At 71.7% G+C, this 25,924-nt stretch carries 17 protein-coding genes and 3 rRNA genes; 1 reads left to right on the top strand and 19 read right to left on the bottom strand.

Features of this window, described 5'->3' with window-relative positions:
• Positions 1–30: 30 nt before the first annotated feature.
• The 18 genes from Ae717Ps2_RS10135 to argC all read right to left on the bottom strand — a co-directional run bounded on the left by Ae717Ps2_RS10135 (position 31) and on the right by argC (position 22,292).
• A complete protein-coding gene (locus tag Ae717Ps2_RS10135) occupies positions 31–957 on the bottom strand; it encodes an NAD kinase (protein WP_075305866.1) in 927 nt (308 codons plus the stop codon).
• Positions 954–1,787 (bottom strand): TlyA family RNA methyltransferase, encoded by an 834-nt coding sequence (locus tag Ae717Ps2_RS10130; protein WP_020622953.1) that lies wholly within the window; start codon positions 1,785–1,787, stop codon positions 954–956. The genes Ae717Ps2_RS10135 and Ae717Ps2_RS10130 overlap by 4 nt, the downstream gene beginning before the upstream one ends.
• A 2-nt stretch (positions 1,788–1,789) precedes the next feature.
• Positions 1,790–1,996, bottom strand: coding sequence for a hypothetical protein (locus tag Ae717Ps2_RS10125; RefSeq protein WP_020622954.1), 207 nt, complete (start codon positions 1,994–1,996; stop codon positions 1,790–1,792).
• A gap of 70 nt (positions 1,997–2,066) precedes the next feature.
• Positions 2,067–3,074: an HAD-IIA family hydrolase gene (locus Ae717Ps2_RS10120; protein ID WP_020622955.1), complete on the bottom strand. Its 1,008-nt coding sequence runs from the start codon at positions 3,072–3,074 to the stop codon at positions 2,067–2,069.
• Positions 3,071–6,070 carry a hypothetical protein gene (locus Ae717Ps2_RS38160; RefSeq protein ID WP_075305863.1) on the bottom strand — a complete coding sequence of 1,000 codons (3,000 nt, stop codon included), beginning with the start codon at positions 6,068–6,070 and terminating at the stop codon, positions 3,071–3,073. Before Ae717Ps2_RS38160 ends, Ae717Ps2_RS10120 begins: the two co-directional genes overlap by 4 nt.
• Positions 6,071–6,228: 158 nt before the next feature.
• A 5S ribosomal RNA gene (rrf, locus tag Ae717Ps2_RS10110) occupies positions 6,229–6,345 on the bottom strand.
• 104 nt (positions 6,346–6,449) lie between these two features.
• Positions 6,450–9,540 (bottom strand): 23S ribosomal RNA (locus Ae717Ps2_RS10105).
• Positions 9,541–9,855: 315 nt separating this feature from the next.
• A 16S ribosomal RNA gene (locus tag Ae717Ps2_RS10100) occupies positions 9,856–11,376 on the bottom strand.
• Together the 16S, 23S and 5S rRNA genes form the textbook arrangement of a ribosomal RNA operon.
• Positions 11,377–11,807: 431 nt before the next feature.
• The gene (tyrS, locus tag Ae717Ps2_RS10095; protein WP_170918276.1) at positions 11,808–13,082 is read right to left on the bottom strand and encodes a tyrosine--tRNA ligase; all 1,275 of its coding nucleotides are present in this window, start codon (positions 13,080–13,082) and stop codon (positions 11,808–11,810) included.
• A 46-nt stretch (positions 13,083–13,128) separates the two neighbouring features.
• The gene (locus tag Ae717Ps2_RS10090; protein WP_083702315.1) at positions 13,129–13,800 is read right to left on the bottom strand and encodes a DNA-3-methyladenine glycosylase; all 672 of its coding nucleotides are present in this window, start codon (positions 13,798–13,800) and stop codon (positions 13,129–13,131) included.
• The gene (locus Ae717Ps2_RS10085; RefSeq protein ID WP_075305860.1) at positions 13,800–15,023 is read right to left on the bottom strand and encodes an aminotransferase class I/II-fold pyridoxal phosphate-dependent enzyme; all 1,224 of its coding nucleotides are present in this window, start codon (positions 15,021–15,023) and stop codon (positions 13,800–13,802) included. The genes Ae717Ps2_RS10090 and Ae717Ps2_RS10085 overlap by 1 nt, the downstream gene beginning before the upstream one ends.
• Positions 15,020–16,465, bottom strand: coding sequence for an argininosuccinate lyase (gene argH / locus Ae717Ps2_RS10080; RefSeq protein WP_020623718.1), 1,446 nt, complete (start codon positions 16,463–16,465; stop codon positions 15,020–15,022). The genes Ae717Ps2_RS10085 and argH overlap by 4 nt, the downstream gene beginning before the upstream one ends.
• Complete coding sequence (locus Ae717Ps2_RS10075; RefSeq protein WP_020623717.1) at positions 16,462–17,019, bottom strand: arginine repressor; 558 nt, start codon at positions 17,017–17,019, stop codon at positions 16,462–16,464. The genes argH and Ae717Ps2_RS10075 overlap by 4 nt, the downstream gene beginning before the upstream one ends.
• Positions 17,012–17,935, bottom strand: a complete 924-nt coding sequence (gene argF, locus Ae717Ps2_RS10070) for an ornithine carbamoyltransferase (RefSeq protein ID WP_075333263.1) — start codon at positions 17,933–17,935, stop codon at positions 17,012–17,014. Before argF ends, Ae717Ps2_RS10075 begins: the two co-directional genes overlap by 8 nt.
• Entirely contained in the window at positions 17,935–19,128 is a 1,194-nt protein-coding gene (locus Ae717Ps2_RS10065) for an acetylornithine transaminase (protein ID WP_075305859.1), read from the bottom strand. Before Ae717Ps2_RS10065 ends, argF begins: the two co-directional genes overlap by 1 nt.
• Positions 19,125–20,054 carry an acetylglutamate kinase gene (argB, locus tag Ae717Ps2_RS10060; RefSeq protein ID WP_075311670.1) on the bottom strand — a complete coding sequence of 310 codons (930 nt, stop codon included), beginning with the start codon at positions 20,052–20,054 and terminating at the stop codon, positions 19,125–19,127. Before argB ends, Ae717Ps2_RS10065 begins: the two co-directional genes overlap by 4 nt.
• Before the next feature lie 34 nt (positions 20,055–20,088).
• Complete coding sequence (gene argJ / locus Ae717Ps2_RS10055) at positions 20,089–21,261, bottom strand: bifunctional glutamate N-acetyltransferase/amino-acid acetyltransferase ArgJ (RefSeq protein WP_020623713.1); 1,173 nt, start codon at positions 21,259–21,261, stop codon at positions 20,089–20,091.
• Positions 21,258–22,292: an N-acetyl-gamma-glutamyl-phosphate reductase gene (argC, locus tag Ae717Ps2_RS10050; RefSeq protein ID WP_170917146.1), complete on the bottom strand. Its 1,035-nt coding sequence runs from the start codon at positions 22,290–22,292 to the stop codon at positions 21,258–21,260. The genes argJ and argC overlap by 4 nt, the downstream gene beginning before the upstream one ends.
• A 194-nt stretch (positions 22,293–22,486) precedes the next feature.
• On the opposite strand from argC, the gene Ae717Ps2_RS10045 reads away from it, so the two are divergent.
• Positions 22,487–23,311, top strand: a complete 825-nt coding sequence (locus Ae717Ps2_RS10045; protein ID WP_075333262.1) for a hypothetical protein — start codon at positions 22,487–22,489, stop codon at positions 23,309–23,311.
• A 43-nt stretch (positions 23,312–23,354) separates the two neighbouring features.
• Here Ae717Ps2_RS10045 and pheT read toward each other — a convergent pair whose 3' ends face one another.
• Entirely contained in the window at positions 23,355–25,886 is a 2,532-nt protein-coding gene (pheT, locus tag Ae717Ps2_RS10040) for a phenylalanine--tRNA ligase subunit beta (protein WP_075305855.1), read from the bottom strand.
• Between the last annotated feature and the right edge of the window lie 38 nt (positions 25,887–25,924).

The raw sequence follows: 25,924 nt of genomic DNA, 5'->3' as shown, positions 1-25,924 counted from the left end.
AACGGATGTTCCCGTGCGCCGAACGGTCGATCAGGCGTTCGAATCCGGTGGTGGGTTCCGGGCCCCGCGCCAGCCCCGGACGGGCAGGTCGAACTTGCGGACGAGCCGGTCGGCGAAGGGCTGCGCGGCCAGGCGCACCATGCGCACCGGCTCCGACGCGCGGCGCAGCTCCACCCGGGCCCCGGGCGGCACGGCGACGGTGCGGCGACCGTCGCAGTCCAGCACGGCGGACGGGCCGTCGGCGGACACCTCGATGGCGACGGTGCTCTCCGGCGCGATCACCATCGGCCGGGCGAACAGGGCGTGTGCGTTGCTGGGGACCACCAGCAGTGCCTGCACCTGCGGCCAGATCAGCGGGCCGCCCGCGGAGAAGGCGTAGGCGGTGGAGCCGGTCGGGGTCGAGCAGAGCACCCCGTCGCAGCCGAAGGAGGACACCGGGCGGCCGTCCACCTCGAGGACGACCTCGAGGATGCGGCCGCGGGTGGTCTTCTCGACGACGGCCTCGTTCAGCGCCCAGGCCCGGCCGAGGACCTGCCCGGCGGCGGTGACGACGGCCTCGAGGGTGGTGCGTTCCTCCACCTCGTAGTCGCCGTCGGCGAGCTTCTGCAGCGCCTCGGGCAGGGTGTCCTCCTCGGCCTCGGCGAGGAAGCCGACGTGGCCGAGGTTGACGCCCAGCAGCGGCACGCCGGCGTGGCGGGCGAGGTCGGCGGCGCGCAGCAGGGTGCCGTCGCCGCCGAGGACCAGGACCGCCTCGGCACCGCGGGCGCACTCGGGGCTCCCGGGGACCGGGACGGGCTCGTAGCCCGCGGGGACGTCGGGGTCCGCGGCGAGCTCGGCCCACTCGTCGGCGAGCACCCGGGTGCGCAGGCCGAGCCGCCCGAGCTCGCTCATCACGTGCAGCGCGGTCTTGCGGTTGGTGGGCCGCCCGGTGTGCAGGACCAGCAGGACGTCCCTCATGCGGGGCCGTCCGCGACCGCGGCCGCCAGCATCGGTGCGAGCTCGGGCTGCGCGGGGGCGACGCCGGCCGGCCCGTCGGCGGGCCGGCGCAGGTGCAGGAAGTACTCGACGTTGCCCGACGGGCCGGGCAGCGGGCTCGCGGTCGCGCCGAGGACCTGCAGCCCGGCCGCCGCGGCGGCGGTCGCGACCCCGTGCAGCGCTTCGGTGCGCAGACCCGGGTCGCGCACGACCCCGCCGGACCCGAGCCGGTCCTTCCCGACCTCGAACTGGGGTTTCACCATGGGCAGCAGGTCGCCTCCGGGCGCGGTGCAGGCGGCGAGTGCCGGCAGCACGGTGCGCAGCGAGATGAACGACAGGTCGGCGACGGTCAGGTCGACCGGTCCGCCGATCTGCGCCGGTTCGAGGGCCCGGACGTTGGTGCGGTCGTGCACGTGGACGCGCTCGTCGGACTGGAGACGCCACACCAGCTGGCCGTACCCGACGTCGACGGCGACGACCTCCGCCGCCCCGCGGGTGAGCAGCACGTCGGTGAAGCCGCCGGTGGAGGCGCCGGCGTCGAGGCAGCGGCGCCCGGCCGGATCGACGCCGGTGAACGCGTCGAGGGCCCCGAGCAGCTTCTTGGCGCCGCGGGAGGCCCAGTCGGGCTCGCCGGCGTCGTCCGGGCGGACGAGGACGGGTGCGTCCCGGTCCACCACGGTGGCGGGCTTCGCCGCCGGCATGCCGTTGACGACGACCCGGCCGGCGGCGATCAGCTCGGCGGCCTGGCCGCGGGAGCGGGCGAGCTTGCGGCGGACGAGCTCGGCGTCGAGCCGGGAACGGGTGGGTCCCATCGTCACTCCCGTTCCGAGCCGGCGCTCAGCGCGCGGCCGAGCGCGGCGTGCACCCGCTCGAACGCGGCCGGGTGCTCGGCGACCGGACGGTCGTCCAGCGCGTCGAGCGCCGCGACGGCCGCGTCGACCTCGGCACGCAGGGCCGCGACCGGGCGGTCCTGCTCGGGCCGCGGGTCGCCCGGACGGGGTCCGGGTGCGGGAACGCTCATGGATGGTCTCCGGGGACGGGGTTCTGACGCCACGGTAGCCGACGGTCCCGACAGCGGCGGGGACGCGGCGTCACCGCCCTGGCGGCTCCGCCAGACCGAGGTCGGCCAGCGCCGCGGCGGCGGCCGCACCGTCGGGGCGGACGTCCTGGACGCCGTGCTCCCAGGCCACCGCGCAGAGCGCACGCAGCGCGTCCACCGCGGGTTCGGGACCGTCCCCGTCGCCGGAGAGCACGAGCGTGCCGCCGTCGACGGCGATGTGCCACCCGGGTCGCGGACCGGGGGCCAGCTCGTCCGGTGCACGGGTGAGCGCGGCGAGGTCGGCCCCGATGTGGGTGGGGCGCAGCTCCGCGGCGGCGGCGAGCAGGTCCGCGGCGCCGCTGACCCCGGTCAGGACCATCAGCGACGGGGCTCCCATGGCGTTGGCGCCCTCGATGTCGGTGTCGAGCCGGTCCCCGATGACGAGCGGGGCCCGCGCGTCACCGGCCCCCTCGCGGAGCAGCCGGGCGGCGGGCTTGCCCGCCACCTGCGGCTGCGCGCCGGTCGCCGTCCGCACGACCTGCACCATCGAGCCGTTGCCCGGCAGTGCACCCCGCTCGGTGGGCAGGGTGGGGTCGACGTTGGAGGCGATCCACAGCGCCCCGGCCCGGACGGCGACGACCGCCTCGGCCAGGATCCGCCATCCGGTGTCGGGCGAGTGCCCCTGGACGACGGCGTCCGCGCCGTCGGCGGCGTCGACGACGGCGAGTCCGCGGGCGCGAACCTCGTCGGCCAGCGCCGAGGTGCCGACGACCAGGACCCGCGCGCCCGGCGGGAGCTGCTCGGCCAGCATCGCGGCCGCGGCCTGCGAGCTGGTGCGGACGTCCTCGACGCGCGCCGGGAACCCGAGCTCGGCGAGGTGCGCGGCGACGTCGGCGGGGCTGCGGGAGGCGTTGTTGGTGACGTAGACCGTGGGCACGCCGCGGTCGGCCGCCCCGAGCACCGCCTCGACGGCCCCCGGGACGACCTCGGGGCCCCGGTACAGGGTGCCGTCGAGATCGGCCAGGAGGACGTCGTGGCGGGACAGCAGGTCGTCGGTCACCGGTCGCCGGCCCCGGGGTCCCGGCGCTGGTCCTGGTCCCGAACCGTGTCCTGGTCGGTGACGGGTGCGGTCGGGTCCGGCGCGGTGTCGTCCCGTCCGGTCCCGACCTCCGGGGCCGCGCTGCCGGCGCCCGCCGGGCTCTCGGGGTCGGACGGGCCGTCCCCGTCCACTGCGCCCGACGTGGTCCCACCGGCCGTCACCTGACCGGCGACGGTGTCGGCCTCGGCGTCCCCGCGGACGTCGTCCGTCCCGTCCTGGCCGGTCCGCTCCTCGCGGGTGCCGTCCCCGACGGTCCCAGCCCCGACGGTCCCGTTCTCGTCGGTCCCGTCCTCGTCGGTTCCGTCGACCACCGGGGCCTCGGTCTCGGCGCTGTCGGAGCTGTCGGCGGACGCGGCATCGGCGCGTGCGGTGCTCGTGGCACCGCCTGCGTCAGTGCCGGTCTCGGTGCGGTGGTCGTCGGCGGCCGGGGGCACGTCCTCCCAGCCGACGGTGAGCTCGTCGTCGGCGCCCTCGAGCTCGTCGCCGGTCAGCTCGGCGATCCGCGCGGCCGCGTCGGTCTCCCGGTGCGCGTCGGCGTCGTGGGCGTGCACGAACCACTGCACGGCCTCGGACTCACGGCCGGCGGCGAGCAGGTTGTCGGCGTAGGCGTAGAACAGCCGGGCGCTCCACGGGTCGCGGCGCGCCGCGTCGAGCTCGGGGACCTGGAGCCCGACGACGGCGGCGTCGGCCTCACCGAGGTCGCGCCGGGCCCCCGCGGCGACGATGAGCAGCTCGATGCGCTCCTCGTGGCCGAGGTCGCGGGCCTCGGGGCTGCGGGCCAGGTCGAGGGCTCGCTCGGGACGTCCGAGGGCGCGCTCGATGTCGGCCATGACGTGCACGTGTCCCGGTCCGCCGCCCATCCGGCGGGCCGCGCGGAACTCGCCGAGGGCCTCGTTCCACTCCCCCGCGTGGTAGGCGACGATGCCGGCGGCCTCGCGGACGACGGCGATCCGCGATGCCCGGCGGCGTGCGTAGCGCACGTGCTCGAGGGCCTGCACGGGGTCCTCGTCGACGAGCAGACCCGCTGCGACGAGGTGCCGCGCCACGACCTCGGCGGTCTCCTTCTGGAGCCCGCGCAGGTCCCGGCGCACACTCGGGTCGAGCTCGGCGGCCGACACCGAGTCCGGCAGGTCCGGCTCGGCGACGAAGGTCCGCTCGGCCGACTCCGGGATCGCCCGGCGCGGACGGTCGTCGCGGCCACGGTCATCACGGCCGCGCTCGTTGCGGCCGCGGTCGTTCCGACCCCGGTCGTCGCGCCTGCGGTCGTCCCGGCCGGCCCGCGGTCCACGGTCGTCCCGGCCGCCACGCGGCCCGCGGTCGTCGCGTTCCCGGCGCGGGCCACGGTCGTCACGGTCACGGTCACGGAGCGGACGACGCTCATCGCGCCCTGCGGGACGCTCCGCACGGTCCGCGCGGGGCCCGTCGGCGACGCCTGTCGTGCCCGCTGCGACCGGGTCGGTCCCGGCACGGTCGACGGCGTCGGCCCCCGCATCGCGGGAGTCGGTCCCGCGGGTGTCAGTCGCCCGGTCACTGTCGGCCCGGTCGCTGTCGGTCCGGGGGCTGTCGGGTGCGACGGTGCCCGTGCCGCCCACGTCGTCGATGCGCTCGTCGCGGCCGGCCGGGGCGCCGTCCGCCGCTGCGGACGAGGTGTCCGGTCCCGGGGTGCCGGTACCCGCTGCGGTGGCGTCGGAGGTGACGGCGTCGGAGGTGGCGCCGGTCGGCGAGGCAGGCTCGCGACCGTCGTGGACCGGTGTACCGGCCGACGACGGGGTCACGACAGAGGTGTCACCGGCCGGGGCCGACGACGGAGCCGGGTCGGTCTGCACGACGTCCTGGGGCTCCAGGGCCGTGGACCCCTCGACCTGGCGGCCCTGCGACGGTCGTTCCTCGCGGGCGCGGTACGGCCGCTCCTCCCGGGGCCCGCGGTCGTCGCGGTCGCGGAAAGTGCTGCGCCGGCCCTCGCCGCGGTCGTCACGACCGCGAGGGGCGCGGTCGTCACGCTCCCGGTAGGGGCCACGGTCGTCACGGCCGCCTGCGGGACGGCCGCCACGCTCATCGCGGTCGCGGAAGGTGCTGCGCCGGTCCCCGCCGCGGTCGTCACGGCCACGGGGGGCACGGTCGTCGCGACCGCCGAAGGAGCGGCCGGCACGATCGTCACGGTCGCGGGACGGACGGGTGGGCCGGTCCTCGCGGTCGCGGAACGAACGGCCGCCTCGGTCGTCGTCGCGCTGCGGACGGGGCCCCCGGTCGTCGCGGTCCCGGAAGGAGCGCGTACCGCGGTCGTCCCGCCCGCCGAAGGAGCGGCCACCACGGTCGTCACGGTCCCCGGCCGGGCGACCACCTCGGTCGTCGCGGTACGGGCGGCCGCCACGGTCGTCGCGGTCGCGGGCGGGCCGTCGGTCGTCACGTCCCTGGTAGGAGCGGCCACCACGATCGTCGCGGTCACCCGTGGGTCGTCCCCCGCGGTCGCCGCGGAACGAGCGGCTGCCACGGTCGTCGCCGCCCGAGAACGAGCGGCCACCACGGTCGTCGCGGCCGGAGCCCGGACGACCGGCGCGGTCGTCGCGTCCACCCCGGAACGAGTCACGGCGGTCGCCGCCACCGGACCGACGATCGTCGTCGCGGGCGGGACGACGGTCGTCGTCGCGCCGCGGCCGGTCCCGGTTGTCGCCGCGGAAGCCGCCGTCACGCCGGCCGGTGTCACGTCCGCCCCGATCGGTGTCGCGTCCGCCCCGGTCGGACCAGGAGCGTCCCTCGGTACGACGGTCGCCCGGACGCCCTCGGTCGTCCCGCACACGGTCGCCGCTGCTGCGGCCGGCCCGGTCGTCGCGACGCGGGCGGTCGTCGCCGTCACGGCGCCGTCCCCGCTGGTCATCGCCGCGCGACCATCCCGACCCGCTGCGCGAGCCGCGCCCCTCGCCTGCCCGGCCGTTGCCGGGACGTTCCCCGTCCGTCACGTGGTCAGGGTACAAACGAACACCGTCACTTCCGCGGTCAGCGACCGCACTGGGCGAACCGCTCCGCGCAGCGAGGCGGACACGGTTGCAGACATACGAAAAAAGGGGAGCCCACAGCGGTTTCTACACCGTTGCGGACTCCCCTTTCAGAGGTTGAATGTCGGCGGCGACCTACTCTCCCACACCCTGGCGAGTGCAGTACCATCGGCGCTGGAAGGCTTAGCTACCGGGTTCGGAATGGGACCGGGCGTTCCCCTACCGCAATGACCACCGACAACACTATTCAACAAACCCCCACACAAACATGGGGGGACCTACGAACACACAACCCGCACAGGGTTGTGGGCTCAGGGTCACACAGTGGATGCGAACAACTCGTTGTGGCAAGCCCTCGGCCTATTAGTACCGGTCAACTCCACCCCTCACAGGGCTTCCATCTCCGGCCTATCAACCCAGTCATCTCCTGGGAGCCTTACCCACTCAAAGGTGGTGGGAGACCTCATCTTGGAACAGGCTTCCCGCTTAGATGCCTTCAGCGGTTATCCCTCCCGAACATAGCCAACCAGCCGTGCCCCTGGCGGGACAACTGGCACACCAGAGGTTCGTCCGTCCCGGTCCTCTCGTACTAGGGACAGCCTTCCTCAAGTCTCCAACGCGCGCGGCGGATAGGGACCGAACTGTCTCACGACGTTCTAAACCCAGCTCGCGTACCGCTTTAATGGGCGAACAGCCCAACCCTTGGGACCTACTCCAGCCCCAGGATGCGACGAGCCGACATCGAGGTGCCAAACCATGCCGTCGATATGGACTCTTGGGCAAGATCAGCCTGTTATCCCCGGGGTACCTTTTATCCGTTGAGCGACACCCCTTCCACAAGGTGGTGCCGGATCACTAGTCCCGACTTTCGTCCCTGCTCGACCCGTCAGTCTCACAGTCAAGCTCCCTTGTGCACTTACACTCAACACCTGATTGCCAACCAGGCTGAGGGAACCTTTGGGCGCCTCCGTTACTCTTTGGGAGGCAACCGCCCCAGTTAAACTACGCACCAGGCACTGTCCCTGAACCAGATCATGGCCCGAGGTTAAGACACCCAATTCGACCAGAGTGGTATTTCAACAACGACTCCACCACCACTGGCGTGATAGCTTCACAGTCTCCCACCTATCCTACACAAGCCGAACCGAGCACCAATACCAAGCTATAGTAAAGGTCCCGGGGTCTTTCCGTCCTGCCGCGCGTAACGAGCATCTTTACTCGTAGTGCAATTTCGCCGAGTCTGTGGTCGAGACAGCGCCCAAGTCGTTACGCCATTCGTGCAGGTCGGAACTTACCCGACAAGGAATTTCGCTACCTTAGGATGGTTATAGTTACCACCGCCGTTTACTGGCGCTTAAATTCTCCGCTTCGCCCCACAAGGGGACTAACAGGTCCTCTTAACGTTCCAGCACCGGGCAGGCGTCAGTCCGTATACATCGTCTTGCGACTTCGCACGGACCTGTGTTTTTAGTAAACAGTCGCTTGGGCCTGGTCTCTGCGACCGGCCATCCCTAGCCCGCACGGGGCATCAAGACAACCGGCCCTCCTTCTCCCGAAGTTACGGAGGTATTTTGCCGAATTCCTTAACCACAGTTCGCTCGATCGCCTCGGTATTCTCTACCTGACCACCTGTGTCGGTTTGGGGTACGGGCCGCAACAGCACTCGCTAGAGGCTTTTCTCGACAGCATGGGATCACCCTCTTCGCCTCAATCGGCTACGCATCACCTCTCACCCTTCACGACCCCCCGGATTTACCTAGGAGATCAGGCTACAGGCTTACACCACGACAACCACCGCGTGGCGGAGCTACCCTCCTGCGTCACCCCATCACTTGCCTACTACCAGATCGGATCCCACGCTCCCCCACAAACAACACTCCCGAAGGAGCGAAGGTGGGTTCGGATGGTTAGCATCACCAGCCTCGGCATGGACGCACTATCACGAGCACGGGAATATCAACCCGTTGTCCATCGACTACGCCTGACGGCCTCGCCTTAGGTCCCGGCTCACCCTGGGCGGAACAACCTGGCCCAGGAACCCTTGGTCATCCGGCGGCAGAGATTCTCACTCTGCATTCGCTACTCATGCCTGCATTCTCACTCCCACACCCTCCACCCGTAAATCACTCCCGGGCTTCACCAGACGCAGGACGCTCCCCTACCCAACAACACCACAAAGATGTCATTGCCACGGCTTCGGCGGTGCGCTTGAGCCCCGCTACATTGTCGGCGCAGGACCACTTGACCAGTGAGCTATTACGCACTCTTTCAAGGGTGGCTGCTTCTAAGCCAACCTCCTGGTTGTCCGGGCGATCCCACATCCTTTCCCACTTAGCGCACGCTTAGGGGCCTTAGCCGGTGATCTGGGCTGTTTCCCTCTCGACCACGAAGCTTATCCCCCGCAGTCTCACTGCCGCGCTCTCACTCACCGGCATTCGGAGTTTGGCTGACTTCGGTAAGCTTGTCGGCCCCCTAGGCCATCCAGTGCTCTACCTCCGGCGAGAAACACACGACGCTGCACCTAAATGCATTTCGGGGAGAACCAGCTATCACGAAGTTTGATTGGCCTTTCACCCCTACCCACAGCTCATCCCCCAGGTTTTCAACCCTGGTGGGTTCGGGCCTCCACGACGTCTTACCGACGCTTCACCCTGGCCATGGGTAGATCACTCCGCTTCGGGTCTACACCCCGCGACTCAACCGCCCTATTCGGACTCGCTTTCGCTACGGCTACCCCACACAGGTTAACCTCGCCACGAAGCATAACTCGCAGGCTCATTCTTCAAAAGGCACGCCATCACCCCGCAAGGCTCTGACGGCTTGTAAGCACACGGTTTCAGGTACTATTTCACTCCCCTCCCGGGGTACTTTTCACCTTTCCCTCACGGTACTTGTCCGCTATCGGTCACCAGGTAGTATTTAGGCTTGACGGGTGGTCCCGCCAGATTCACAGCGAATTTCACGGGCTCGCTGCTACTCGAGAACAATGCCCACAACAGAACCAAACATTTTCGCGTACGGGGCTATCACCCACTACGGCCGACCATCCCAGAATCGTTCCGCTAACACCGGTTCATGCTGTCCCACCCTCGGCAGAAGATGAACGACACGCCTCACAACCCCGCACCCGCAACGCCTGCCGGCTTGACACGGACACGGTTTAGCCTCATCCGCTTTCGCTCGCCACTACTCACGGAATCACTATTGTTTTCTCTTCCTGTGGGTACTGAGATGTTTCACTTCCCCACGTTCCCTCCACGCACCCTATGAATTCAGGTACGGGTAACGCCCCATGACGGGCGCTGGGTTTCCCCATTCGGACACCCTCGGATCACAGCTCGGTTGACAGCTCCCCGAGGCCTATCGCGGCCTCCCACGTCCTTCATCGGCTCCTGATGCCCAGGCATCCACCATGTGCTCTTAACAACTTGACCACAACAAGATGCTCGCATCCACTATGCAACACTCAACCCACAACCACACCCAACCAAGAACAACCACCACCCACCACAAGCAGGCGTTAGGAAGCCCCCGACCAGAGCGGCCAAAGAAAACAACCCGTTCACCAGGTGTCTCCTCAGGACCCAACAGTGTGCCAAGCCAAACCGGTCCAACGAACTGCGTTCCACCCAACGCACCCAACCCACAGACGGAGCTGATGATGCGATTCAATGAAGGAACCACAGAAACCCACAGAGCAAAACCCTGCAGAGCCATGTGATGCCCCATCACATGATGGGACTCCTTAGAAAGGAGGTGATCCAGCCGCACCTTCCGGTACGGCTACCTTGTTACGACTTCGTCCCAATCGCCAGTCCCACCTTCGACAGCTCCCTCCACAAGGGTTGGGCCGCCAGCTTCGGGTGTTACCAACTTTCGTGACGTGACGGGCGGTGTGTACAAGGCCCGGGAACGTATTCACCGCAGCGTTGCTGATCTGCGATTACTAGCGACTCCAACTTCACGGGGTCGAGTTGCAGACCCCGATCCGAACTGAGACTCACTTTAAGGGATTCGCTCCACCTCACGGTCTCGCAGCCCTCTGTATGAGCCATTGTAGCATGTGTGAAGCCCTGGACATAAGGGGCATGATGACTTGACGTCATCCCCACCTTCCTCCGAGTTGACCCCGGCAGTCTCCCATGAGTCCCCACCATAACGTGCTGGCAACATGGAACAAGGGTTGCGCTCGTTGCGGGACTTAACCCAACATCTCACGACACGAGCTGACGACAGCCATGCACCACCTGCACACCAACCACAAGGGAAGCCCTATCTCTAGGGATGTCTGGTGCATGTCAAACCCAGGTAAGGTTCTTCGCGTTGCATCGAATTAATCCACATGCTCCGCCGCTTGTGCGGGCCCCCGTCAATTCCTTTGAGTTTTAGCCTTGCGGCCGTACTCCCCAGGCGGGGCGCTTAATGCGTTAGCTGCGGCACAGAAACCGTGGAATGGTCCCCACACCTAGCGCCCAACGTTTACGGCGTGGACTACCAGGGTATCTAATCCTGTTCGCTCCCCACGCTTTCGCTCCTCAGCGTCAGTATCGGCCCAGAGACCCGCCTTCGCCACCGGTGTTCCTCCTGATATCTGCGCATTTCACCGCTACACCAGGAATTCCAGTCTCCCCTGCCGAACTCAAGTGATGCCCGTATCGACCGCACGCTCAGAGTTAAGCCCCAAGTTTTCACGGCCGACGCGACACACCGCCTACGAGCTCTTTACGCCCAATAATTCCGGACAACGCTCGCACCCTACGTGTTACCGCGGCTGCTGGCACGTAGTTGGCCGGTGCTTCTTCTCCAGGTACCGTCAATCACTCTTCGTCCCTGGCGAAAGAGGTTTACAACCCGAAGGCCGTCATCCCCCACGCGGCGTCGCTGCGTCAGGCTTCCGCCCATTGCGCAATATTCCCCACTGCTGCCTCCCGTAGGAGTCTGGGCCGTGTCTCAGTCCCAGTGTGGCCGGTCGCCCTCTCAGGCCGGCTACCCGTCACCGCCTTGGTAGGCCATCACCCCACCAACAAGCTGATAGGCCGCGGGCCCATCCCCCACCGAAAAAAACTTTCCACCACCAACCATGCAGCCAGTGGTCCTATCCGGTATTAGACCCAGTTTCCCAGGCTTATCCCAGAGTGGAGGGCAGGTCACCCACGTGTTACTCACCCGTTCGCCGCTCGTGTACCCCCGAAAGGGCCTTACCGCTCGACTTGCATGTGTTAAGCACGCCGCCAGCGTTCGTCCTGAGCCAGGATCAAACTCTCCAACAAAACCCTGACAAACAAACACTGGCCACAACACCCGACGGGATCGAATGCTGCAACCAAACAAACAATCTGGCACAAAACGCCAAACCGATTCAATATAGCTCGACACACTGTTGAGTTCTCAAAAGACACCCGCGCTCGGGGACCGGGCCTGATGGCCGTCGCCCCGGGGCGTCAGAGTCGGCCCCGCGAGGAGGCAACTCTCTTATACTACGTGTACCGGAGAGCGGCGTTAAGCCTCACTCCGGGCGGCCGGATCTACACCGAAGTGGAGTTCCTGGGCCGTCGCCTCCGGTCCGGATCCGCGTCCCTGGCCTGTCGGCCGGTCTCGCTCTCGTCCGTCCCGTCCTGGCGACATCGAGAAAGTTACAGGATGCTCCGGAGCCGTTGAACAGGGGGGTCCCCTTCCGGTGTTCTTGCAGGTCAACGGCCGATCAGGCCGCTCGGACCCGCACACCGGCCAGGTTGCGCTTCCCCCGGCGCACCACCAGCCAGCCGCCGTCGAGGACGTCACCGGCACCCGGCACCCACTCCTCGTCGACGATCTTGACGTTGTTGACGTACGCGCCGCCCTCCTTCACCGCACGACGCGCGGCGCCCTTGCTGTCGGTCAGGCCGGTGGCGACGAGCAGGTCGACGATCGTGTCGGCCGGGCCGGCGTCGGCCGTCGGCACCTCGGCGAGCGCGGCGCCGAGGGTGGCCGCGTCCAGGTCGGTGAGCTCCGCCCGGCCGAACAGGGCCTGGCTCGCGGTCGTCACCTGCCTCGTCTGCTCCTCGCCGTGCACCAACGTCGTCAGCTCGGCGGCGAGACGCCGTTGCGCGCCGCGCAGGTGCGGCTTCTCGGCCAGCTCGGTCTCCAGCGCCTCGATCTCGGCGCGGTCGAGGAAGGTGAAGAGCTTCAGGTAGGTGATCGCGTCGGCGTCGGCGACGTTCACGAAGTACTGGTACCAGGCGTACGGCGAGGTGCGGTCCGGGTCGAGCCAGACGTTGCCGCCCCCGGTGGACTTGCCGAACTTGCGGCCCTCGGAGTCGGTGACCAGCCGCAGGGTCAGCGCGTGGACGTGGTCACCGGTCACCCGACGGATGAGGTCGACACCGCCGACGATGTTGCCCCACTGGTCGGACCCGCCGATCTGCAGCCGCACCCCGAGCTCGCGGTAGAGGTGCAGGTAGTCCTGGGCCTGCAGCAGCAGGTAGCTGAACTCGGTGTAGGACATCCCGTCGCCGGCGAGGCGACGCTTCACCGTGTCCCGCGAGATCATCGTGCTGACCGGGAAGTGCTTGCCGAGGTCGCGCAGGAACTCCAGGACCGTCTGCTGCCCGGTCCAGTCCAGGTTGTTGACGGCGGTGGCGCCGGTCGGTCCGCCGTCGAAGGAGACGAAGCGCTCCAGCTGTCCGCGGATCAGGTTCGTCCAGTCGGCCACGGTCGCGGCGTCGTTGAGCGTCCGCTCCCCCACGTCACGCGGATCGCCGATCATGCCGGTCGCGCCGCCCGCGAGGATCACCGGCCGGTGGCCGGCCTCCTGGAACCGGCGCAGCGTCAGCATCGGGATCAGGTGCCCGGCGTGCAGGCTGGACGCGGTCGGGTCGAACCCGGCATAGATCGACACCGGGTCGCCGGCGGCGAGCTCCTTCGCGAGCGCGTCGCGGTCGGTGCTCTGCGCGATCAGGCCGCGCCACTCCAGGTCGTCGAGGATGTCGGTACCCACGGTGCCCATCTTGGTCGGGCCGCCGCGGCGCGTGCACGCGGGTTCCTCAGGCGCTGCGACGACGGCGCGTCCCGGCCCGGTACGGGCTGACCGCGGGCGAGCCGTCGACCCAGTACCGCCACGGCAGCTCGACCGCCGCGGCGACGCCCACCCGGGGTCCGGACCGGACGATCTCCGGACCGAGCGGGGGCCCCATTCGCAGCCGTACCCGGGAGGCCGGGTCGGTGACGTCGGTCCCGTCGTCCTCGCGACGCAGCCCGAGGAGCGCGGCCAGCCGTGCGGGTCCGCGGGCCAGGTCGGCGTCGCGGCGGGCGGTGGGCCGGCGCTGGCGGGCCACCCCCGGGTCGGTGAGCAGCTCGCCGGCGCGCAGCAGGACAGCGCCCGGCTCGCCGTCGGGCAGGCACGACACGTTCGCGCAGAAGTGCATGCCGTAGACGAAGTAGACGTACAGGTGGCCGGGCGGGCCGAACATCACCGCGTTGCGCGGGGTCCGGCCGCGGTAGCAGTGCGACGCGGGGTCATCGCGGCCCCGGTAGGCCTCCACCTCGACCAGCCGCACCGCGACCGTGCCGTCGGGGGTGTCGGCATCGAGGACGCAGCCGAGCAGGCGTCGCGCGGCGGGCAGGACGTCGACGGCCAGCACCGAACGGTCCAGCAGACCGGCGGGGCCCGGCCGGTCGTCCCGGCCGGGCCCCGCCGTGTGGTCGTCGTCCGCCATCAGCGGCGCGCGAGCGCCAGCTGCACGCAGGTCACGACACCGGCCATGGCCTTCTCGACCTCGTCGAGCGGGGGCAGGGTCGGGGCGAGACGGATGGTCGCGTCCTGCGGGTCCTTGCCGTAGGGGTGCGTCGCACCGGCCGGGGTCAGGACGATGCCCGCCTCCTTGGCCAGGCGCACGACCTCCGAGGCGAGGCCGTCCGGGACGGTCAGGCTCACGAAGTAGCCGCCCTTCGGCTTCGTCCAGGTCACGCCGTCGACGTCGGCGAACGCCTCGGTCAGCAGACGATCGACCGCGGCGAACTTCGGGGCGATCAGCTCGCGGTGCGCGGCCATGTGCGCACGCAGCCCGGCGGCGTCCTTGAGGAACAGCGCATGACGGAGGTGGTTGACCTTGTCCGGGCCGATCGTCTTCTTCGACGCCAGCTTCAGCCACCAGTCGACGTTCGCCTGCGAGGCACCGAAGAACGCGACGCCCGCACCGGCGAGGGTGATCTTCGAGGTGGACCCGAAGACGAACGGCCGGTCCGGGTTGCCCGCCTCGGCCGCGAGCGCGAGGACGTCGGCGATCTCGATCTCCTCGGTGGTCAGGTGGTGCACCGCGTAGGCGTTGTCCCACATGATCCGGAAGTCCGGGGCGGCGGTCGGCATGGTGGCCAACCGGCGCACGACCTCGTCGGAGTAGACGACGCCGTCGGGGTTCGAGTACTTCGGCACGCACCAGATGCCCTTGATCGACGGGTCCTCGGCGACGAGCCGCTCGACCTCGTCCATGTCGGGGCCGTCGGCGGTCATGCCGACGGTGACCACGTCGATCCCCAGGCGCTCGCACACGCCGTAGTGCCGGTCGTAACCGGGGACCGGGGCGATGAACGCCACGCGGCCGGCGTCGACCCAGCGGGTCGGGGCGCCGGGCAGCGCGGTCAGCAGCGCGTGCACGAGGGTGTCGTGCATGAGCTCGAGGCTGGAGTTGTTGGCCGCCACCAGCTGCCCGACCGGGACCTGGAGCGACGGCGCGAAGATCTCGCGCAGCTCGGGCAGACCCTGGCCGCCGCCGTAGTTGCGGATGTCGGTGCCGTCGGCCGCGCGGAACTGTCCCGCGCCCGGCAGGCCGAGCAGCTCGTGGGACAGGTCCAGCTGCTGCGCGGACGGCTTGCCCCGCGTCAGGTCGAGCTTCAGGCCGGCGGCCTTGAGCTCCTCGTAGGCTGCGGCAGGGTCGGTCATGCGGTTCCTCCGGTGAACTCTCGCGCTGCTCCGACCGCGGTACGCAGGTCGGTGAGCTGCTCGGCGACCCGGTCGCCGGCCGTCCCACCGCGGGCGTTCCGCGACGCGATGGAGCCTTCCACGGTCAGTACCTCGCGCACACTCGGGTCCAGTGCCGGGTGCACGGCGGCCAGCTCGGCGTCGGTCAGGTCCTCCAGTCCGACGCCGCGGGCCTCGGCGGCGCGGACGCAGCCGCCCGCGGCCTCGTGGGCCACCCGGAACGGCACGCCCTGCCGGACGAGCCACTCGGCGACGTCGGTGGCCAGGGTGAACCCGGCCGGGGCCAGCTCGGCGAGCCGCTCGGTGTGGAAGGTCAGGGTGGCCACCATCCCGGCGACCGCGGGGAGCAGGAGCTCCAGCTGCGCGACCGAGTCGAACAGCGGCTCCTTGTCCTCCTGCAGATCCCGGTTGTAGGCCAGCGGGAGCCCCTTGAGGGTGGTCATGAGCCCGGCGAGGTTGCCGACCAGCCGGCCGGACTTCCCACGTGCCAGCTCGGCCACGTCGGGGTTCTTCTTCTGCGGCATGATCGAGCTGCCGGTGGAGAACGCGTCGTCGAGGGTGACGTAGCCGAACTCGGCCGTCGCCCAGAGGATGACCTCCTCCGACAGCCGCGACAGGTCGACGCCGATCATCGCGAGGACGAACGCGGCCTCGGCCGCGAAGTCGCGCGCGGCGGTCCCGTCGATCGAGTTGGCCGAGGACCCGGTGAAGCCGAGCTCGGCGGCGACGGCCTCCGGGTCGAGCCCGAGCGAGGAACCGGCGAGCGCGCCGGAGCCGTACGGCGACCAGGCGCTGCGCCGGTCCCAGTCGGCCAGCCGGTCGACGTCGCGCAGCAGGGCCTGGGCGTGCGCGGCGAGCTGGTGGCCGAGCAGCACCGGCTGCGCGTGCTGCAGGTGCGTGCGGCCGGGCATCGGGGCGTCGGGGTGCGCCTGCGCCTGGTCGACGAGTGCGTCGACGACGTCGAGCACACCGGAACCGACCCGCCGCACGGCGTCGCGCAGCCACATCCGGAACTGGGTGGCGACCTGGTCGTTGCGCGAGCGACCGGCCCGCAGCTTCCCGCCCAGGTCGGCACCCGCCCGCTCGATCAGGCCGCGCTCGAGTGCGGTGTGCACGTCCTCGTCGCCCGGGTCGGGGCCGAACGCCCCGGAGGCGACATCGGCGGCGAGCTCGTCGAGTGCCTTGTGCATCCCCGACAGCTCCTCGTCGGTCAGCAGACCGGCGCGGTGCAGGACCCGGGCGTGCGCCTTCGAGCCGCGGATGTCGTAGGGGGCCAGTGCCCAGTCGAAGTGGGTGGACTTCGACAGCGCCGCGAGCGCATCGGCCGGACCGGACGCGAACCGGCCACCCCACAGCGCTCCGCCACCGGCGACCGCGCCCCGTCGGGGGTCCGCGTCGGTCATGTCGGGTCTCCTTCTCGTTCGTCGTGCGCCCCGGTGGCCGCGTGGGCCCTCCGGGACAGGTCCTGCAGCCGCTCGGCCAGCTCCGCCCCGGTGAGGGGCTCACGGGCGACGACGATGACCGTGTCGTCCCCGGCGATGGTGCCGACGACGTCGTGCAGTGCGGCCCGGTCGAGCGCGCTCGCGAGGTAGTGCGCCGCGCCCGGCGGGGTACGCAGGACGGCCAGGTTCCCACTCGCGTCGGCGGACACGAGCAGCTCCCCCAGCAACCGGGCCACCCGGCCGGTGCCGCCCTCGACGCCGCGCACGGGGCTGCCGTCCTCGGGGATGCGGTAGACCGGCTGCCCGCCGTCGGCGCCGCGCAGCTTCACCGCACCGAGCTCGTCGAGGTCCCGCGACAGCGTGGCCTGGGTCGTCTCGATGCCGTGCCGCTCGTGGAGCAGTCCGATGATCTCGACCTGGCTGCTCAGCTGGTGGTTCCAGATCACGTCGATGACGGCGGCCTGCCGTCGGGCCCGGTTGACCGGGTTCCTCCGGTCGCGGTCGGTCTCACCCATGCCGCAGGAGCCAGGCGAGCAGCGCCTTCTGCGCGTGCAGCCGGTTCTCGGCCTCGTCCCAGACGGCGCTGGCCGGGCCGTCGAGGACCTCGTCGGTGATCTCGTCGCCGCGGTGGGCCGGCAGGCAGTGCAGCACGATCGCGTCCGGCGCGGCGTGCTCCAGCAGGGCGGCGTTGACCTGGTACGGCCGGAACGGCGCGACCCGGTCCAGGCCGTCGTCCTCCTGGCCCATCGAGGTCCAGGTGTCGGTGACGACGACCTGGGCCCCCGCCACGGCGGCCACCGGGTCCGCGACGAGTGCGACCGAACCGCCGGTCTGCTCGGCCCGGGCCTTCGCGTCGCGGAGCACGTCGTCGTCGGGGGTGAACCCGGCGGGCGCGGCGATCCGCACGTGCAGCCCGGCGGTGGCCCCGCCGAGCAGCAGCGAGTGGGCGATGTTGTTCGCGCCGTCGCCGAGGTAGGTCAGGGTGAGCCCGGCGAGGCGGCCGAAGCGCTCCCGCACGGTCTGCAGGTCCGCCAGGATCTGGCACGGGTGGAACGTGTCGGTCAGCGCGTTGACCACCGGCACGGTCGCCGCGGCGGCCATCTCCTCGATCCGTTCCTGGCCGCTGGTGCGCCACACGATCGCGTCGAGGTAGCGCGACAGCACCCGGGCGGTGTCGGAGATCGTCTCGCCGCGCCCGAGCTGGCTGGTCGTGCCGTCGAGGATGATCGCGGTGCCACCGAGCTGGGTGATCCCGGCCTCGAACGACACCCGGGTGCGGGTGGAGGACTTGTCGAACACGACCCCCACCGCACGCGGGCCGGCCAGCGGGCTCTCGGCGAAGGGGTCGACCTTGAGCCGGTCGGCGAGATCGAGGACATCGGCCTGCTCGGCCGGGGTCAGGTCGTCGTCCCGCAGCAGGTGGCGGACCATCAGCTCCCCTGCCCCTCGTGCTGGGCCGCGGCGGCGTCGAGGAACGCCGGGAAGGCCGTCAGGAACTCCTCGGCCTCGTCGTCGGTCAGGGTCAGGGCCGGGGCCAGCCGCAGCCGGTCCGGGGTGGCGTTGTTGATCAGGAACCCGGCGTCGCGGGCGGCCGCGGCGGCCTGCGCGGCGACCGGCGCGGTGAGGCCGATGCCGATGTGCAGGCCGGCGCCGGACACGTCGCCCACGAGGGGGTGGCCGAGACCGTCGATCCGGCTGCGGATCTCCTTGCCGAGCCGGTCGACGTGGCCGAGCAGACCCTCGGCCGCGACCGTGTCGAGCACGGCGAGCGCCGCGGCGCAGGTCACCGGGTTGCCGCCGAAGGTGGTGCCGTGCTGCCCGGGCTCGAGCAGGGCTGCGGCGGCGCCGAGCCCGATGCAGGCACCGATCGGGAGGCCGCCACCGAGGCCCTTGGCCAGGGTGACCACGTCCGGGAGGACGCCGTGCGCCTGGTGGGCGAACCAGTACCCGGTGCGGCCGATGCCGGTCTGCACCTCGTCGAGGACGAGCAGCGCGCCGCGCTCGGCGGTGATCCGCCGGGCCTGCGCCAGGTACCCCTCGGGAGGCACGATCACGCCGGCCTCGCCGAGGATCGGCTCCAGGACCACCGCGGCGGTCCGCTCGGTCACCGCGGCGTCGATTGCGGCGACGTCACCGAACGGGATGTGCCTCACCCCGGCGGGCATCGGCTCGAACGGGGCCCGCTTGGCGGGCTGCCCGGTCAGCGCGAGCGCGCCCATCGTGCGGCCGTGGAACGCGCCCTCACAGGCGATGATCTCCGGCCTGCCCGTCCGGCGGGCGATCTTGAAGGCGGCCTCGTTGGCCTCGGTGCCGGAGTTGCAGAGCAGGGTGCGGGCGTCGTCGCGGCCGAGCAGTGCCTGCAGCCGCTCGGCGAGCTGCAGCGCGGGCTCGGTGATGAAGAAGTTCGAGGTGTGGCCGAGGGTGCGGACCTGCTCGGACACCGCCTCGACGACGGCCGGGTGCGCATGCCCGAGCGCGTTGACCGCGAGCCCCGCATACAGGTCCAGGTAGGCGCGACCCTCGGCGTCCCACACCCGGGCGCCCTCGCCGCGGACCAGGGTCAGCGGCGGGATCCCGTAGTTGTTCATCAGGGCGGCCTGCCACCGCTGCGCGTGCGTGTTCATGTCGTTCCCCCAGCCGTGGCACCGGGGGCGTCCGGCAGCACCATCGTGCCGACGCCCTCGTGCGTGAACACCTCGAGCAGGACCGAGTGCGGCACCCGCCCGTCGATCACATGGGCCTGTCCGACGCCCGAGCGCACGGCGCGCAGGCAGGCCTCCATCTTCGGGGCCATGCCGCTCTCCAGGCGGGGCAGCATCGGCTCCAGCTGGTCCGCCGTCAACGAGGTGATGATCGACTCCGGGTCGGGGTAGTTCGCGTAGAGACCCTCGACGTCGGTGAGCACCACGAGCTTCGCGGCGTCCAGCGCACCGGCCAGCGCCGCGGCGGCGCTGTCGGCGTTGATGTTGTGGACCTGGCCGTCGGCGTCCGGCGCGACCCCCGCGACGACCGGGATGCGGCCCGCGGCGATGATGTCCAGCACCGCGTCCGGGTTGACCTTCGTGACGTCGCCGACCAGGCCGATGTCGACGGGCTCGCCGCCGACGAGCGCGGTGCGCTTCTCGGCGGTGAACAGTCCTGCGTCCTCCCCGGACAACCCGACGGCGAACGGGCCGTGGACGTTGATCAGCCCGACGAGCTCGCGCCCGACCTGGCCGAACAGCACCATCCGGACGATCTCCATCGTCTCCGGGGTGGTGACGCGCAGGCCTCCGCGGAACTCGCCGGGCATGCCGAGCCGCTTCAGCATGGCCGAGATCTGTGGCCCGCCGCCGTGCACGACGACCGGGTGGATGCCGGCGAGCCGCAGGAACACCATGTCCCGGGCGAAGGCCTGCTTCAGCTCCTCGTCGATCATGGCGTTCCCGCCGTACTTGACGACGACGATCCGGCCGTGGAACCGCTGCAGCCAGGGCAGCGCCTCGGCGAGCACGCCCGCCTTCTCCCCCGCCCGCTTCAGTCGGGCCGGGGTCTCCGGGGACCGCGCGATCTGCGGCTGGGGCAGCGCGTCCGGGGCGACCGGCTCAGGAGGAGTAGGCACTGTTCTCCTCCACGTAGGCGTGTGACAGGTCGGTGGTCCTGATCTCCGCGGTGTGTCCCTCGGCCCCGCCGGACAGACCCAGCCCGACCTCGATCAGGACGTCCTTCCCGGACAGGTCGCAGTCGGCCCGGTCCCCGGCCACGGCCGCGCCCTTGCACAGCAGCACGCCGTTGATCGTGACGTCGAGGTGCTCGGGGTCGAGCTCGGCGTCGGCGTACCCGGCGGCGGCCGCGACCCGGCCCCAGTTGGGGTCGGATCCGAACATCGCGGTCTTCACCAGGGAGTCGCGGGCGATCGTGCGGGCGACGGTCACCGCGTCGTCCTCGGAGGCGGCGCCGGTGACCCGCACGGTGATGCGCTTGGTGACGCCCTCGGCGTCGGCCTGCATCTGCTCGGCGAGGTCACGGCACACGCGGGTGAGCGCGGCGGTGAACACCGCCGGGTCGGCCTCGACGCCGGACGCGCCGGAGGCCAGCACCAGCACGGTGTCGTTGGTGGACATCGAGCCGTCGACGTCGAGCCGGTCGAAGCTGTAGCGGACGGCCTCGCGCAGCGCGGCGTCGAGCGTCGCCCGGTCGAGCACCGCGTCGGTGGTGAGCACGCTGAGCATTGTCGCCATCGACGGGGCGATCATCCCGGCGCCCTTGGTCGTGCCCCCGACGGTCCAGCCGGCCGGATCGGTGACGACGGACTCCTTCGGGACGGTGTCGGTCGTCATGATCGCGCCGGCGACGGCGGACCCGGCCTCGGGCCCCGACGCCAGCTCCCCGGCGGCCGTCCGGACCCCGGCGAGCAGGGTCTCCCGCGGGAGCTGCTCGCCGATGAGGCCGGTGGAGCACACGGCGACGTCGATCGCACCGCAGCCGAGTACCTCGGCGGCCTGCTCCGCGGTGGCGTGCGCCGTCTGGAAGCCCTCGGCCCCGGTGCAGGCGTTCGCCCCGCCGGAGTTGAGGACCACCGCGCGCAGCGAGCCGGTGGTCAGCACCTGCTGCGACCACAGGACGGGAGCGGCCTTGACCTTGTTGCGGGTGAAGACCCCGGCGGCCTCGGTGCGCGGGCCGTCGTTCACCACGAGCGCCAGGTCGGCCCGCCCGGACTTCTTGATCCCGGCGGCGATCCCGGCGGCCCGGAAGCCCTTCGCTGCGGTCACGCTCACGGCGCCACTCCCGTCGTCGGCAGGCCGGTGGTCTCGGGCAGACCGAGGGCCAGGTTCATGCACTGGACGGCGCCGCCCGCGGTGCCCTTGGTCAGGTTGTCGATCGCCGAGACGACGACGAGGCGGCCCGCGTCGGCGTCGACGGTGACCTGCAGCGCGACGTTGTTGGAGCCCAGGGTCTGCGCCGTGGTGGGCCACTGGCCCTCCGGCAGCAGGTGCACGAACGGCTCGTCGGCGTAGGCCTTCTCGTAGACCGACCGGACCGCGGCCGCATCGGTCGCCGGGTCGGCCAGCAGGGCCGAGCAGGAGGCGAGGATGCCGCGCGGCAGCGGCGCGAGCACCGGGGTGAAGCTGACCGAGACGGGCGAGCCGAGCGCGGCGGACAGGTTCTGCGCGATCTCGGGGGTGTGCCGGTGCACACCGCCGACGCCGTACGCCGACAGCGACCCCATGACCTCCGCGCCCAGCAGGTGCGGCTTGAGCGACTTGCCCGCACCGGAGGTGCCGGTGACCGCGGTGATCACGACCTCGGGGGCGACCAGGCCGGCGACCAGCGCGGGGACCAGCGCGAGGCTGGTCCCGGTCGGGTAGCAGCCGGGCACCGCGACGCGCCTGGTGCCGGTCAGCGACGCCCGGGCGCCGGGCAGCTCGGGCAGCCCGTAGGGCCAGTGCCCGGCGTGCTCGCCGCCGTACCACCGGTCCCAGGCGGCCGGGTCGGTCAGGCGGTGGTCCGCCCCGCAGTCCACGACGAGGGTGTCCGGCCCCAGCTGCGCCGCCAGCTCGGCGGACTTGCCGTGCGGCAGGGCCAGGAACACCGCGTCGTGTCCGGCGAGGTTCTCCGCCGTGCTCTCGCCCAGGACGCGGTCCGCGAGCGGGGCCAGGTGCGGCTGGTGCTCGCCCAGACGCGTGCCCGCGTTCCCGCCGGCCGTGAGGGCGCCGATCTCCACCTCGGGATGTGCGAGCAGCAGCCGGAGGAGCTCTCCCCCGGCGTAGCCACTGGCTCCCGCCACTGCGATGCGTACCACGTGGATGAGTATGCACGGCCACGCAAAGCCATGCAATCGGGATTCGCGATCGCGACCGGGCGGGGCGGAACCGGGCCCGGCGGGCACGTCCGGCGCCTAGTTTCCCGCGGGTGCGGCGACGGGTGACACGCGGGGTGGGACCGGGCGCGGGAACGCCTGCCCGGGGACGGTCGGCGACCCCGACGGCGGCGGTCACCGCGGTGGTCACGGCGGTGCTCGCGGGGCTGCTCGGCGGGTGCGCCTCGACCGTGGCCGGGACGCCGTGGCCCACCGGACAGGGGCCAGCGCTGCCCTCGACCGCGGCGGCTCCGGTGGAGCCCACGCGGCGGCCGCCGACGTCGTTCACGGTGCCGGGGCCGCTGTCGAACGGGCCGCTCGCCGCCCCGACCACCGACGGCCGTCCGACGACGACGGTCCCGCCCGTCCCGGTTCCGCCCTCGTCCGGTCTCCCCGACGGCGGGGACGGCGGGGACGGCGGGGACGGCACGGCCCGCACGGTGCCGCCGGTGCCGGTCGGGGACGGTGCGTCCCGTGTCCCGGACGGCCGGGCCCGGCCCGCACCGGACGCGGCGCGCGCCGCTCCCACGCGGGCCGCCGCGCCGGCCGCACCGGCCCCGCTGACCTCCGACGTGGTGGCCGACGAGTGCCTGCTCGACCGTGCGACGCTGACCGGGTTGCTGGGCGGCCCACCGGTCGCGCCGGCGACGAACGCCGTGGTCACCCGCACCGACGGCACCCGCACCCGGGCCTGTTTCGCGCTCGCCGACGGCGTGACGGTGTCGGTGAACGCCTACACGACCAACCGGAGCACCCCTGCCGGCTACGTGGCCGCCGCGCGGCACGGCAGCGCGGTGACCGGGCTGCCGGCGGGGACCTCGGCGACGGTGCTCGACACCGTCGCCGGGCCGACCCTGCAGCTGCCCACCGCCCGGTACCTCGTGACGGTGGCGGTTGCGGGGCGGACCCCGTCCCGGGACCAGTGGCGGGCCGCGGCGGTGGCCGCGGCCGCGGCGGTCCCGCGCTGAGCCGGCCGGGGCCGGCGCGGCACGGACCGCTGCGGGCCCGGACTCAGCGCAGCGCGGCCCCGTGCCGGGCCGTGGCCTCGGCGACCGCCGCGTCGCGGGCGGCGTTCGCCTCCTCGCTGGTCAGCGTGCGGTCCGAGGCGCGCAGGCGCAGCGAGAACGCCAGCGAACGGCGCCCCTGTCCGACCTGGTCACCGGTGTAGACGTCGAACAGCCGCACCGACTCCAGCAGCTCCCCCGCGCCCGCGGTGAGCGCGTCGGCGAGGTCCGCCGCCGGGACCGACTCGTCGGCGACCAGCGCGACGTCCACCGCGACCGGCGGGAACGCCGACACCCGCGGCACCGGCAGGTTCTCCCGCAGCGGGATCGCGTCGAGGTCGATCTCGGCCGCGGCGGTGCGGGCCGGCAGCCCCAGCGCCTCGACGACCTTGGGGTGCAGCTCACCGGCGTACCCGACGACGGTGTCGGTCCCGGCCGCGTCGACCAGGACGAGCTCGGCGCACCGGCCGGGGTGCCACGGTGCCCGCTCGGCGCGGCGCGGCCGCAGCTCCACCCCGGCGGCGGCGCCGGTCAGCCGGGCCGCCTCGACGGCGTCGGACCAGGACGCCGGACGGCCCGGGCCCCACCAGCCGCGCGGCTCACGGTTCCCGGCGAGGACGATCCCGACGTGCACGGGCTGGTCGGGCAGCGCGGCGCGCAGGGCGGCGTACTCCTCGTCGGAGGGACGGCCGGTCACGGCCGGGTCGGGCATCGCGGGGGTGGTCTCCCCCGGCTGCACGACCTGCGCGATCGCGTACAGCGCGAGGTCCTCGGCGCCGCGGGAACGGTTGCGCACCAGCATGTCGAGCAGGCCGGGGAGCAGGGTCGTCGCGAGCCGGGACCGCTCGGCGTCGAGCGGGTTGGTGACGGCGACGGTGCGGCGGCGCTCGTCGTCGGCAGCCAGGCCCAGGTCGTCCCAGACGGCGTCGGAGACGAACGGGAACGGCAGCACCTCGACGTGGCCCGCCTCGGCGAGGGCCCGGGACACCGCGCGGCGGCGCTGCTGGGCGGCGGTCAGGCCACGCCCTGCCGGGGCGGCGGGCAGCACCGACGGGATGGCGTCGTAGCCCTCCAGCCGCAGCACCTCCTCCACCAGGTCGGCGGCCATGGTGAGGTCCGGGCGCCAGGTCGGCGGGGTCGCGACGACGACACCCTCCCCGCCGGCGCCGGTGTCCAGGGAGATCGCGCAGCCGACCTGGGTCAGGCGCCGCACGGTGGACCCGCGCGGGTACTCGACCCCGGCGACGCGGTCGGGCATCGACAGCGGCATCCGCACGCTCGCGACGGCGGGGACCCCGCCTTCGTCGGTGCGCCCGTCGGCGAGGGTGCCGCCGCCGAGCTCGACGAGCAGCTGCGCGGCACGCTCGGCCGCGACCGGCGGGAGCGCCGGGTCCACGACCCGCTCGAACCGCTTGGACGCCTCGCTGGGCAGCTTGTGCCGGCGTGCGGCGCGCGCGATCACCGGCGGCGAGAAGTGCGCGGCCTCCAGCAGGACGTCGACCCGGGCGCCGTCGGCGAGGTCCTCCGGCGCGGGGATCTCGGTGGACGCCCCGCCCATCACGCCGGCGAGCCCGATCGGGCCGGAGTCGTCGGTGATGAGCAGGTCGTCGGGGTCCAGGGCGCGGGTCTGGCCGTCGAGGGTCTGCAGCTTCTCCCCCGTCGTCGCGCGGCGGACCTCGATGGCGCCGCTCAGCCGGGACGCGTCGTAGGCGTGCAGCGGCTGGCCGAGGTCGAGCATCACGTAGTTGGTGACGTCGACGACCAGCGAGATCGGGCGCATCCCGGCCGAGAGCAGCGCGCGCTGCATCCACCACGGACTGGGCGCGGCCGGGTCGACGCCGTCGACCCGCCGCGCGACGAACCGCGGGCAGGCGTCGGTGTCGGCGAGCCGGACCGGCCAGGCGTCGCCGGTGGTGTCCGGGACGGCGACCCTGGTGACCGGGTCGGTGTAGTCGGCGTCGAGCGAGGTCGCGAGCTCGCGGGCGAGGCCGCGGACGGCGAAGCAGTAGCCCCGGTCCGGGGTGACGGCGAGCTCGACGACGGGCTCGGTGAGCCCGAGGCCCTCCAGCGCGTCGTCGCCGGGCTCGGCAGTGCCGGGCGGGAGCACGAGGATGCCGCCGGTGTCGGCGCCGAGGCCGAGCTCCTTCGCCGAGGCGATCATGCCGTCGGAGACCTTGCCGTAGGTCGTGCGCTGGGCGATCGCGAAGTCGCCGGGGAGCACGGCACCCGGCTCGGTGACGACGACGAGGTCGCCGACGGCGAAGTTGCGCGCACCGCAGACGACGTACCGGTGACGTTCGGTGCCGTCGCCCTGGGTTCCGAAGCCCACCCGGCAGTACCGGATCGGCTTCTTGAACTCGGTGAGCTCCTCGATCTCCTGCACGCGGGCGACGGTCACCGGCCCGGTGATCGCGGGGGCCGGGTGGATGTCCTCGACCTCCAGCCCGACCCGGACGAAGGCGTCGCCGATCGCCTCGGGCCCGGCGGGCAGCGCCGCCGGGTCGATGTGCCGGGCGAGCCAGGACGCGGACACTCGCACTGCTCAGAACTCCTCGTGTGGAAGCGGGGTGGGCCGGG

The sequence above is a fragment of the Pseudonocardia sp. Ae717_Ps2 genome, from assembly GCF_001932475.1.
Lineage (GTDB): Bacteria > Actinomycetota > Actinomycetes > Mycobacteriales > Pseudonocardiaceae > Pseudonocardia.
The sequence above is the reverse complement of the archived record's forward strand: the minus strand, read 5'-3'. Positions and strand labels throughout refer to the sequence as shown.